The sequence below is a fragment of the Stenotrophomonas maltophilia group sp. msm4 genome (genome assembly GCF_032025605.1).
Classification (GTDB): Bacteria; Pseudomonadota; Gammaproteobacteria; order Xanthomonadales; family Xanthomonadaceae; genus Stenotrophomonas; species Stenotrophomonas sepilia.
The window spans coordinates 435047-447261 of sequence record NZ_JAVSKK010000003.1; the positions used below are offsets into that span (position 1 = coordinate 435047).

Consider the following 12215-nt stretch of genomic DNA (forward strand, 5'->3'; position numbering starts at 1 on the left):
ATCGAAGGAGTGGTCATGAATTCCCCCTTGTCTCCCTTGTTGTCGGCGGTGGGTCGCAGCTGGTGGATCCTGCTGCTGTATGGGCTGGTTGCGCTGGGCTTCGGCATCATCGCCATCGGCTGGCCGCTGTCCGCCGCCATGGCATTGGCGTGGACGCTGGGCGTGATGGCCATCGTTGAAGGCGTCATCAGCCTGTTCGCACTGGTCAGCGGCGGCAGCGGCGCCTCGCGTGGCTGGCTGGCACTGTATGCCATCGCCTCGCTGGGCTTCGGTATCCTGGCGGTGATCAATCCGCTGGCCACCGCCAGCGTGCTGGTGCTGTTCCTGGCGGCGTGGCTGCTGGTGGCCGGCATCTATCGCATCGTGTTCGCGATCCGCGTGCGCAAGCAGATCCAGGGCGAATGGTTGCTGATCCTCAGCGGCGTGCTGGCGGTGGTGCTGGGCCTGCTGTTTGCGGCGAATCCATATGCCGGCGTGGCGGTAACTACGCTGTGGATCGGCATCGGCAGCCTGCTGTATGGCCTGCTGCAGGTGCTGGTGGCATTCAAGCTGCGGAAGCTGAAGTGAGGGCTGCGCTTCCGCTGTTGCTGGGCGTGGCCTTGACCCTGGCCGGCTGCATGCCGGGCGCCACGCCCGGTGGCTTGGCAGGGAAGGATCACGTGCCGCGCCCTGGCGTGGATGTGCGCCTGAGCGCGGTGGACGCCTCCGGCAAAGGCAAGCCGGCGCAATGGCAAGGCGAAACCCTGGCCCTGCGCGAGCCGCCGATCGCCGGCAGCGCCGACATTGCCGATGTGCGCTACGTGCTGGATCAGGACAAGCAACCTGGCCTGCAGATCCGCTTTCGACACGAAGCGCACCAGCGCATCCACGATGGCACGGAAGCACTGGTGGGCCAGCGCGCGGCGCTCAGCGTGGACGGCCGCGTGCTGATGGTGGCGACGGTGAAAGGCCCGTTCGGTGAATCGATGATGCTGAGCGGATTGCCGAGCACCCCCGAGGCGCAGGCGTTGGCGAAGCACATCACCGGTCAGTGACGGGCGCGCCAACACCAACGCGTTGCGCGCGGAGGTCGACCAAGGTCGACTGCTACCGGGCGAACCGTGCCTCGATCTCCTCCAGCGACTTGCCCTTGGTCTCCGGCAGCCAGAACGCGGCTACCAGGAAGAACACGAAGGTGCAGGCCGCCCAGAACACGAACATGCTGGCGTAGCCGTAGTGGCCCACCGTGGGCAGGAAGATGGCGGCGATGGTGGTCGACACGAACTGGTTGATCAGCAGTGCGATGCTCATGCCGTTGGAGCGGATGCGGTTCGGCATCAGTTCCGACAGTGCCAGCCACACGCACACGCCGGGGCCGACCGCGAAGAACGCGACGAATACCAGGATGCAGGCGGCCACCGCCCAGCCATGTGCAGGCGGCGGCACCGGGCCGATGCGGGCCTGTTCGATGCGCAGCGGCGCCTGCGCGGCACTGGCCGGGTCGGCGAACGGGTTCAGATGCAACTTGCGGAAGAATGCGCCGATCACGCTGTCTGGCTGTACGGTGCCGGTGCGGTCGATACGCAGTTCGCGATCAATCAGGTTGTCGCTGCGCACGGCGCGCACATTGGTGAAGTCGCCGTAGGCGTACGACACGGTCAGCTGCAGCGGCCGGCCCTCGCTGTCGATGCCAGCACCGAGGCGCTGCCACTGGGCTTCATCCAGCACAAGCTGCAGGCCACCGCCGTTGACCGCCGCCTGCAACTGCGGCTGCACATCAGCGCGACCGCGCTCGGCCTGGAAGAACAGCGTGGCCGCGGCCAGCAGGGCCACGCAGATACCACCGCTGCCGAGCATCAGCAGGAACTTGCGGCCCTTGCGGTCGACCAGCAGCAACGCGACCACGGTCATCACCGCATTCAGCAGCTTGATCGCCACGTCGGCGCCGTTGGCCACTGAACCGGACAGGCCGGCCTGATTGAGGATGTTCACCGCGTAGGCCAGTACCGAGTTGATGCCGGTGGCCTGGGTGCAGGCCAGCACGACGCAGGCGAGCAGGAACGGCACCACGTAGCGGCGGCTGAGCAGCGGGTCGCGCTTGCTGTCGCTGCTGCTCGATTCCGGCGCCTGGATCTGCGCAAGGGTGGGCTCCACATCGGCAGCGGGCAGTACGCGATGCAGGCTGCGGCGGGCTTCATCGATGCGGCCCCGGCGTACCAGCCAGCGTGGCGATTCGGACAGCCAGAAGATGCCCGCGCAGAACAGCAGGCCCGGCGCCAGGCAGGTCCAGAAGATGGTGCGCCAAGCGTGGTCCTTCACCGTGAACAGCTCCTGCGCCTGCTGTGCCAGCGGCAGCGAGCGCACGGCTTCGGCGGCGGCATCCACGGCGTGGGCGTGGTACAGGCCGATCAGGCTGCCAGCACCAGGCCAACGGTCAGCAGCAGCTGGAACATCGCCGCGCCGCGCCCACGTCGCTCGGGGCTGAGCACTTCGGCCAGGTACAGCGGAATCACTACACCGATCAAACCGCCACTGATGCCCTGCAGCAGGCGGCCCAGCAGCAGCGGCGTGTAACCGGAGGCCAGTGCCATGATCGGAATCGAGGCGGTGAACAGCAGGCCGGCCAGCAGCATCGCGCCGCGGCGGCCGATCAGGTCGGCGATCATGCCGGCGAACAGCGAGGACAGCACGCTGCCCAGCAGTACCGCGGCCACCACGAAGCCGAGCTGCTGGCTGCTGAGCTGCCAGGCGTGGCTGGCAGTTGCTTCGAGATAGGGCAGGGCGCCGGCGATGATGCCGATGTCGATGCCGTACAGCAGGCCACCCAGCCCGCCGATGAAGAGCAGGTAGCGTACGGGCCAGCGCGGAGCGGTGCTTGGAGTCATCGGCAGTTCCTGTGGTAGCGCCGGGCCACGCCCGGCGGCGGTTCGTCGCAGAGTGCTTTCTGTAGAGCCGAGCCATGCTCGGCCGCTTTCCGTTCCGATATCGAGGTTCCCCATGCCGCGCTTCGCGCGCTGAGCCGAGCATGGCTCGGCTCTACAGGGAGCCTGCGCGGCATCCGGGCCGCATCGCGCGTGTCAGTTCAGATCGACCACGCGCCCACTCACCACCACCTGCTGCAGGCGCAGTTCGGCGTCCAGCACCACCAGGTCGGCACGGGCGTCGGGCGCGATGCGGCCGCGATCGCCCAGGCCCAGGTAGTCGGCCGGGAAGGTGGAAACACGTTGCGAAGCGTCGGCCAGCTCCAGACCCACGCGCACCAGGTTGCGCAGCGCCTGGTCCATGGTCAGGGCGCTGCCGGCCAGTGAACCGGTCGCCAGGCGCACGCAGCCGCCGCACTTGTGCACGCGCTGTTCGCCCAGGGCGTACTCGCCATCGGGCATGCCGGTGGCGGCCGTCGCGTCGGTCACTGCGTAAAGGCGTGGGATCGCGCGCGCGGCCAGGCGGATCACGCCGGGATGGATGTGCTGCAGGTCGGGAATGATCTCGGCGTACTGTGCATGCGCCAGCGCCGCCGCGGCGATGCCGGGTCGGTAATGGTCGACACCGGTCATGCCATTGAACAGATGGGTGAAGCCGGAGGCGCCGGCCTGCAGCGCGGCTACGCCTTCCTCGTAGGTGCCGGCGCTGTGGCCGAGCTGCACGCGGATGCCCATCGCCGAAAGCGCCGGAATCAGTGCGGTGTGCTCGCCGATTTCCGGTGCCAGCGTCATTACCCGGATCGGCGCCAGTGCGTGCAGTTGCTGCACCAGCGCCAGCGTCGCCTCGATCGTACGGTTGGGCTGTGCACCGAGCCGCTGCGGGCTGATGAACGGTCCTTCCAGATGCACGCCGACGATGCGGGCGGCGTCGGCATCGGGCGCCGCCATCGTCGCAGCCACCCCCTGCAGCGCGTGCTCGATCTCATCCAGGCCGGCGGTCATGGTGGTTGCCAGCAGCGTGGTGGTGCCGAAGCGCAGATGGGTGCGCGCGATGGTGCGCGCCACGTCGCCGCCCTGCATCAGGTCCACCCCGGCCGCACCGTGCACATGCAGGTCGATGAAGCCGGGCAGGATGACCGGCAGCTGCAGGTCGTCAGCACCACTGTGGTCATCCACCTGCAGCTGGCGCACGTGTGAATCGAAGTGGACCTGGCCACGCCGCCAGCCCAGCGGGGTGAGGATGCGGCCATGCAGGGAACGGATGTCGGTCATGCGGGAGGCTCGGCAATGATCACTTCGATACCCAGCCGCTGCAGCCCTTCGCGGGTTGCGTCGTCGATGCCGGCGTCGGTGATGATGGCGTGGATCTGGTCGAGGCGGGCGATGCGGTGCAGGCTGACGCGGCCGAACTTGGAGGCGTCGGTCAGCACCACGATGCGGCGCGCGCGCTCGACCATGCGGTGGTTGAGGCGGGCTTCGGCCTCGTCGTGGGTGGTCAGGCCGAACTGCAGGTCCAGGCCATCCACGCCCAGGAACAGGGTGTCGAAGCTGTACGAGTTGAGGCTGGCCTCGGCCTGGCTGCCCTGCAGCGACAGCGACTGCTGGCGCAGCAGGCCACCGGTCAGCAGCACGGTGATGCCCGCGGCATTGGCCAGTTCCCAGGCGATGTTCAGGCCATTGGTCATCACCGTCACGTCGCGATGCGCGCGCAGGTGGCGGGCCAGCGTCATCGTGGTCGAGCCGGAATCGATGATGATGTTGTCGCCCGGCTGCACCAAGCGCGCAGCGCGCGCACCGATCGATTCCTTCAACGGCAGGTTCAGCGCGTCCTTCTCATGGATGTCCTGTTCCTGCGGCGGCGTGCGCACCAGGGTGGCGCCGCCGTGGGTGCGGTTGGCCAGCCCCTGCGACTCGAAGTGGGTCAGGTCGGCACGGATGGTCACCGCCGACACGCCGAAACGCTCGACCAGATCGGCCACCTGCACCGAGCCGTGCTCGATCAGCAGCTGCAGGATCTGTTGCCGGCGGGAGCGGGTGTTGCGCATGGCCATTCTCGGTTTCGCGGGGAAAGGTAGAGATTAGCCGTTCGCAGCAACTGCGGCAGCCGAACGTGCGTTCTGCGTGCGGGTTCCGGCCTGGTTGGCGCTGCAGGCGCGCGCGTACTCGCCCAGGCACAGGCCGATGCGGTGCTGCACCAGCGCGGTGGGGGTGTTGGCCAGCGTGCCCTCACGCACGGCGCGGTACTGCTCCGGCAGGTACTGGCTGAGCAGCACCAGTGGCGGCGCGTGCTGTTCCAGGTTGGCGAACAGGGTCTGCACCGCCTGCACCAGCGCGGGCTCGCCCCAGTAGTAGCGGCAGCGGTCACTGAAGGAGTAGCTGCGCAGCAGGCGCAGCGCGGCGTCATCGCCCTGGTAATAGGACTGCCAGTACTTCGGCTGCGCCACCATCACCTCGTCCAGCACCTGCGGCAGGCGCGAGCACTGTGCCGCCGGCAGCAGTTCGGCCTCGATCGCGGCCAGCGCGAACAGCGCTTCGCGGTAGGCGAAGGTGGCCGCGGGCCCGACCTTGAGGATGGCGAAGTGGTCGCGCACCAGCGCGTGCAGGCCGCTCTCGCGCTGGTAGTCGGTGGAGTGCGCTTCGAACACGATGCGTGGCTGCTGTTCGAGGAAATCGGCCAGCGTACTGGCAGCGGCAGCGTCGTACTCGTGCACGCTGCTGTGGTCGAAGTCCACGCCCGGCTGGACCACCATCGCGATCACACGCTGCCATGCATCGCGCAGCTGCGGGGTATCGAAGGCCTGCCGGTGGATGGCCAGGGTCTGCGCGGCGGCGGCCGGCGTGGTCACCTGCAGGCCCTCGGCCAGCGAGGCTTCGCCTCCGGGAATCGGCACTTCGGTACCGATCACGTAGACCGGCGGCGGCAGGCCATGTTCGGCGGCGGTGCGTTCGGCGATTTCGGCCAGCTCGGCCGAGCGCGCAGCGACGATGGCATCGGGCAGCGGCACCGGATCATCGGCGCAGGACATGCTGCAATCCAGATGGATCTTGTGGAAACCGGCGGCGACGTAGGCTTCGATCAGCACGCGCGCGTGGGTCATCGCTTCGGCCGCCGGGCGCTTCTGCCAGGCATTCGGGCCGAGGTGGTCGCCGCCCAGCATCAGCCGCTCGCGCGGGAAGCCTTCCTCATCGGCCAGCGTGCCCACGTAGTCGCGGTACAGCGGCGGGGTCATGCCGGTGTAGCCGCCGAACTGGTCGACCTGGTTGGAGGTGGCCTCGATCAGCAGCACGGTGCCATGCGCCAGGGCGACGTGCATGGCCGCGCGCAGCACCTGCTCGTTGCTGCAGCAGACGCTGTACAGGCCGACATTGGCGCCGGCGCGGTGGGAAGCAAGCAGGGTCTGCAACGGGGACATGGTCAGGCTCCGGAGATCAGGAAAACGAGCGTTGGCAGGCGAGCAGGGCGGCACCACGTGCGCCACCGGCATCGCCGAACCGTGGCGGCACGATCGGGGGGACCTGCACGCCATTGAACAGATGGGCGGCGATGGCGGCCGGCAGCTGCTGGTACAGCGGCGCGTACTGCGACAGGCCACCGCCGAGCACGATCACGTGGGGGTCCAGCGCCAGCACCAGCGCGGCCAGGCTGTGGCCGAGCAGGTCACGATGGATGTCCAGCGCCTTGCGTGCGCGCGCATCGCCGGCCTCGGCCAGGGCAATCACCGCGCTGGCGTTGGCGGCGCTGCCACCGAGATGGCGTTCGATCATTGCTACACCACTGCCGGAGACATAGCGCTCCACGCAGCCCTGCAGGCCGCAGCCGCAGTCCAGCAGCGGCAGGCCATGGCGCTGCAGCAGATGGCCGGGCACGCTCCAGTGGCCCCACTCGCCGGCCAGGCCGTTGAAGCCGGACAGCAGCCGGCCCTGCAGGCAGAAGCCACCGCCGGCACCGGTGCCGAGGATGGCGCCGAACATGCTGGGGTAGCCATCGGCGGCGCCGCCGTGCGCTTCCGACAGGGCAAAGCACTGCAGGTCATTGCCGAAATGCAGCGGGCGTTGCAGCCGCGCCTGCAGATCCTTCGCCACGCATTGGCCGGTCAGTGCGGGCACGTTCGCGCTGAGCTGGCGGCCGCTGCGGCGGTCACGCACGCCGGGCAGGGCAATGCCGATGGCCGCATCATTCCGGCCCAGCGCGGCGTCGGCCTCGGCCACCAGCGTCACCACGGCCTGCAGGAAACCATCGTAGTCGCCCTGCGGCGTGGCCACGCGGCGGCGCCAGGTGACCTGCATCGCTGCATCGCACGCCACCAGCTCGATCTTGGTGCCGCCGATGTCGATGCCGTAGCAGGCGTGGGCGATCAGCTCAGCCATGGTGGATGGTGACGCCCTTGACGACGCGGTTGACGGTGCCATCCGGGAACGGGTTGTCCGGGGTCAGTCCCAGCGCGGCCGAGCGCTGCAGCGCGAACAGCTGCGCGAAGCCCAGCCACACCGGTGCCAGCCACGGATCGTCCAGCGCCGGTACGGTGAGGGTGTAATCGTCATCGGCGCCGATATCCGAATGCGGACCAATCGCCAGCACCTGCCCGGCCACGCCATCGCGGCGCAGTTCTTCCAGCAGGTCCTGCTCGTAGCGGCGCGCGAGCGGCTGCACGCTGCGCAGCACCACCACCAGGGTGTTGCCATCCAGCGTCGACTTGGGGCCGTGACGGAAGCCCAGCGGCGTGTTGGCCAGCGCCAGAACGCGGCCAGCGGTCAGCTCCAGCACCTTCAGTGCACACTCGCGGGCCAGCGCTTCCAGCGGGCCGCTGCCAAGGTAGATCACGCGGTTGAACGGGCGCTGCGCAAGCGTTGCCACTGGTGCGTCCCACTGCGCCTGCCCTTCGCGGGCCAGCGCGGCGATCTGCTTCAGGCGCGCCACGCGCGCATCCCACGGCGAGCGATCGAACACCGTCAGTGCGGCCAGCAGCATGCAGGTCAGGCTGCTGGTCATGGCGAAGGCAAGATCGCAGCTGGCCGACGGCATCAGCAGGGTGCAGGTATCGGCACGACCGGCGCCACGGCGGGCCAGTTCGCCATCGGCGTTGCAGGTGATATCGAGGAAGCGCGCGTCGTCCACGTCGCTGCGCACGCGATCCACCGCTGCCACGCTTTCCGGGCTGGAGCCACTGCGGCCGAACGACACCAGCAGGGTCGGGCGGTCACGCTGCAGGTACAGCGCCGGGTGGGTCAGCAGGCTGGTGGTGTGCACCACGCGCACCTCGGCCGGCCACTGTGCGTTGATCGCGTCAGCCACCATCTCGGCGATGAAGCCGGAACTGCCGGCGCCGGTGAACAGCACGCGCTGGTTGGAATTGTTGAGGCTGTCGCCAAGGAAGGCCTGCAGGCGGTCGCGGGCACGCGACAGGTCCTGTGCGAGTGCTTCCCACAGCGCAGGCTGCTGGGCGATTTCGGTTGCGGTGTCGGCTCCGCCAAGGCGCTGCCAGGCGGACACATCGGAAAGCAGGGTGACGTCCATTCGGAGGTTCCAGTTGGGCCAGCGCACCATCTGCGTTTTCTTTCGAAATGTCAAACATCGAAAGTAAAAAGAAAGAAAATGGCCGAGTGGCTTTCCCAGTCGCGGCATAACCAGGAAAACGAAAGGACGGGTCAAATGCCGTATCGCACAATGCTTAACAGGCGACTGCAAGCGCTTACACAAAGTATTGCGACGCAACAACTTTCGTTTCAATGGAATATATCTTCCTTTTTTCTTTCAATTTGTTGACATCTTTCGAATCGCTGCCCTAGAGTCGGCCCAATCGCTTTCGAAACGCCCGGTGAACGGGTTGGGAGTCCGCGTGGAAAACTGCGTTCGTCGCTCGCCGCTGATGCTGGCCCTGGTGCCGGCCTTGATGCTGGCGTCCATGACGGCCCGGGCCGAGCCGGTCGGCAACCTGCGATCGGTCAGCGCCAGCGCCAGCCGCGACGGCGTGCAGGGCTGGGACCTGCAGACCGACATGGGCGCGCGCATCCGCATTGAACTGCCGGCGACCGACATCATCCGCGTGCAGGCCGGCCGCAACGGCACGTTGACCGGCGCCGGCGACAAGGCCGCACCGATCGTTCTGCCGCAGCCCAAGGCGAACGTGCAGGCGCAGCTGGAAGAAGACGCGCAGGAAATCCGCGTGCGTACCGACGCACTGGTCCTGCATGTGCAGCGGCAGCCGCTGCGCCTGCGCCTGGAACGTCTGGACAACGGCCAACCCACCGCGCTGTGGCAGGAACTGCAGCCGCTGGACCTGGAGGCCACGCAGAGCGTGCAGGTGCTGTCCTCGCAGGCCGATGAGGGCTATTTCGGGGGCGGCCAGCAGAATGGCCGTTACCAGTTCAAGGGCCGCGAGCTGGAAGTGTCCTATTCCGGCGGCTGGGAAGAGGGTGACCGCCCCAGTCCTGCACCGATGCTGCTGAGCAGCCGTGGCTGGGGCATGCTGCGCAATACGTGGAGCGATGGCAGCTACGACCTGCGCCAGCCCGACCAGGCCACGCTGCTGCATCGCGAAGACCGTTTCGACGCGTACTACTTCGTCGGCGCCGACCTGCCCAAGCTGATCGAGCGCTACACCCAGCTGACCGGCCGCCCGAACATGGTGGCGCGCTGGGCGCTGTCCTACGGCGATGCCGACTGCTACAACGACAGCGACAACAGCAAGAAGCCCGGCACCGTGCCCGAAGGCTGGAGCGACGGCCCGACCGGCACCACGCCGGATGTGATCGACAGCGTGGCCAAGCAGTACCGCGCCCACGACATGCCCGGTGGCTGGATCCTGCCCAATGATGGCTACGGCTGCGGCTACAAGCAGTTGCCGGAAACGGTGAAGGGGCTCGCCGGCTACGGCTTCCGCACCGGCCTGTGGACCGAGAACGGCGTCGACAAGATCGCCTGGGAAGTGGGCAAGGCCGGCAGCCGCGTGCAGAAGCTGGACGTGGCCTGGACCGGCAAGGGCTACCAGTTCGCGATGGACGCCAACCGCCAGGCGTTCAACGGCATCCTCGACAATTCCGATTCGCGCCCGTTCCTGTGGACAGTGATGGGCTGGGCCGGCATCCAGCGCTACGCCGTGGCCTGGACCGGCGACCAGAGCAGCAGCTGGGACTACATCCGCTGGCACGTGCCGACCCTGGTCGGCTCCGGCCTGTCCGGCATGGCCTACGCCAGCGGCGATGTGGATGCGATCTTCGGCGGCAGCGCCGAAACCTTCACCCGCGACCTGCAGTGGAAGGCGTTCACGCCGGTGCTGATGGGCATGAGCGGCTGGTCGTCGAATGCGCGCAAGCACCCGTGGTGGTACGACGAGCCGTACCGCAGCATCAACCGCGACTACCTGAAGTTGAAGATGCGCCTGACCCCGTACATGTACGGGCTGGTGCACGAGGCCGCGCAGACCGGCGCACCGCCGGTGCGGGGGCTGATGTGGGACTACCCGCGCGACCCGCATGCACAGGATGAGACCTACAAGTACCAGTTCCTGCTCGGCCGCGACCTGCTGGTGGCGCCGGTGTACCGCAGCCAGGCCGCCAGCCGTGGCTGGCGCCGCGACATCCACCTGCCGGCCGGGGGGTGGATCGACTACTGGGACGGCCGCCGCGTGCAGGCCGGTGCCGACGGCCGCCAGCTGGACCGCCAGGTGGACCTGGCCACGCTGCCGGTGTTCGTGCGTGCCGGTGCGATCCTGCCGATGTACCCGTCGATGCTGTTCGATGGTGAAAAGCCGCTCGATGAAGTGACCTTCGACCTGTACCCGCAGGGCGATTCGCAGTACACGTTGTACGAAGACGATGGCAACACGCGCCGTTACCAGCAGGGCGAGTCGAGCACGCAGCAGATCCGCGTGCAGGCGCCTGCACTGGGCAGTGGCCCGGTGCAGGTGCAGATCGACGCGGTGCAGGGCCAGTACAACGGCCAGCTGGCGCAGCGTCGTTATGGCCTGCGCGTGCTCAGCCGGCAGGCGCCGCGTGCAGTGCAGGCCGATGGCCGCGCCTTGCCGGCGCTGGCCGATGCGGCGGCGTTCAACGGTGCGGCTGAAGGCTGGTACTTCGATGCCAAGGAGCGCCGTGGCACGCTGCACGTGCGTACCGCTACCCAGGACATCCGCCAGCCGCTGCAGCTGCAGCTGGACTTCGCGGTGGCCGCTGCGGCCGCCGACGATGCCTATCCGGCCGCGCCGGTACTCGGCCGCGAACTGCCTGCAGACAGCCTGCTGGTGGTCAACCGCCCGGCCGAGGAGCCCGGCCATGCGCTGGAGAACGCCTTCGATGACGATCCCAACACCTGGTTCCGCAGCGTGCGCAACCAGGCCGTGCGCACCGGCGCGCACGAGTGGGTGATCGGCTTCGGCGAGCGCAGGATGATCGACGGCATCGACATCGCGCCGCGCAACGACAAGAACTGGAAGCACGGCCAGGTGCGCGATTACGAGGTGTACCTGGGCGACAGCAATGGTGAGTGGGGCGAGCCGATCGCCCGTGGCCGCCTGCAGCTGAAGGAAGGCGTGCAGCGCATCGCGTTCCCGGCCCATGCCGGCCGCCTGCTGCGCTTCCGCGTGCTGAGCGTGCAGAACCCTGAAGGCGACGGCGCCAGCAGCACCGACCCGATGGTCACCGCCGCACAGGGCAGCGCCCGCGCGTTCGATGCACTGCAGCCGCGCGACGTCGGCCCGATCGCACTGTCCACCTTCCACATCCTCGAACACCAGGAACCGGAGCGACCGGCCCGGCAGCGCTATCTCTCCGAGCTGCCGGTGCCGGCCGCGCTGGCCAGCCAGGTGCGCGCCGACCAGTCGTTCCGAGGCGACGCCGGCATGCGCATGAACGGCCTGCAGTTCCGCCGTGGCCTGGGGGTCGGCGCCAACAGCCGCATCGACCTGCGCCTGCAGGGCGGCTGGCACCTGCTGCGTGCCGACCTCGGCATCGACGACGCCTGCCGCAACGCCGGCGGCCTGCAGTTCCAGGTATGGGGCGACAACCGCCTGCTGTACGACAGCGGCCTGGTGAAGGCGCCCGGCGTGGTCAAGCCGGAGCTGGACATCCGTGGCCTTTCCACCCTGAGCCTGCGCACGCTGGGTGCGCAGGGCAGCCAACCCGCCCAGGTCTGTGCCAACTGGGCCAACGCCGTACTGATCGGCCAGGAGGGCGACTCCGCCAGCATCGTCGCCCCATGACCCCCACGTAACACCGCTCCTCCCCCGCCCCATCCCGACTACGGCCCTCATGGCCGTGGCCCGGGAGCGTTTTGCCCGCCGAACGCCCACGCGCTCACTCAGTTGCGCCGCACCCTTG

At 68.3% G+C, this 12215-nt stretch carries 8 protein-coding genes and 1 pseudogene; 3 read left to right on the top strand and 6 right to left on the bottom strand.

Annotated features, from left to right (window positions below):
• Positions 1 to 15 precede the first annotated feature (15 nt).
• Positions 16 to 567, top strand: a complete 552-nt coding sequence (locus ROV93_RS16230; RefSeq protein WP_049400854.1) for an HdeD family acid-resistance protein — start codon at positions 16 to 18, stop codon at positions 565 to 567.
• Complete coding sequence (locus tag ROV93_RS16235; RefSeq protein WP_088496591.1) at positions 564 to 1034, top strand: hypothetical protein; 471 nt, start codon at positions 564 to 566, stop codon at positions 1032 to 1034. The genes ROV93_RS16230 and ROV93_RS16235 overlap by 4 nt, the downstream gene beginning before the upstream one ends.
• A gap of 52 nt (positions 1035 to 1086) precedes the next feature.
• Here the strand turns inward: ROV93_RS16235 and ROV93_RS16240 are convergent.
• From ROV93_RS16240 to ROV93_RS16265, 6 genes and pseudogenes are all read right to left on the bottom strand, one after another.
• A pseudogene (locus ROV93_RS16240) lies at positions 1087 to 2864 on the bottom strand (MFS transporter).
• A 192-nt stretch (positions 2865 to 3056) separates the two neighbouring features.
• Entirely contained in the window at positions 3057 to 4172 is a 1116-nt protein-coding gene (gene nagA / locus ROV93_RS16245) for an N-acetylglucosamine-6-phosphate deacetylase (protein ID WP_072167995.1), read from the bottom strand.
• Complete coding sequence (locus ROV93_RS16250; protein WP_049417055.1) at positions 4169 to 4945, bottom strand: DeoR family transcriptional regulator; 777 nt, start codon at positions 4943 to 4945, stop codon at positions 4169 to 4171. Before ROV93_RS16250 ends, nagA begins: the two co-directional genes overlap by 4 nt.
• A 33-nt stretch (positions 4946 to 4978) precedes the next feature.
• The gene (locus tag ROV93_RS16255; RefSeq protein ID WP_072167994.1) at positions 4979 to 6313 is read right to left on the bottom strand and encodes a D-tagatose-bisphosphate aldolase, class II, non-catalytic subunit; all 1335 of its coding nucleotides are present in this window, start codon (positions 6311 to 6313) and stop codon (positions 4979 to 4981) included.
• Positions 6314 to 6329: 16 nt separating this feature from the next.
• Positions 6330 to 7268 (bottom strand): ROK family protein, encoded by a 939-nt coding sequence (locus ROV93_RS16260; protein WP_072167993.1) that lies wholly within the window; start codon positions 7266 to 7268, stop codon positions 6330 to 6332.
• Positions 7261 to 8415 carry an SIS domain-containing protein gene (locus tag ROV93_RS16265; protein WP_072167992.1) on the bottom strand — a complete coding sequence of 385 codons (1155 nt, stop codon included), beginning with the start codon at positions 8413 to 8415 and terminating at the stop codon, positions 7261 to 7263. Before ROV93_RS16265 ends, ROV93_RS16260 begins: the two co-directional genes overlap by 8 nt.
• Positions 8416 to 8737: 322 nt before the next feature.
• On the opposite strand from ROV93_RS16265, the gene ROV93_RS16270 reads away from it, so the two are divergent.
• A complete protein-coding gene (locus ROV93_RS16270; RefSeq protein WP_072167991.1) occupies positions 8738 to 12097 on the top strand; it encodes a TIM-barrel domain-containing protein in 3360 nt (1119 codons plus the stop codon).
• Positions 12098 to 12215 lie beyond the last annotated feature (118 nt).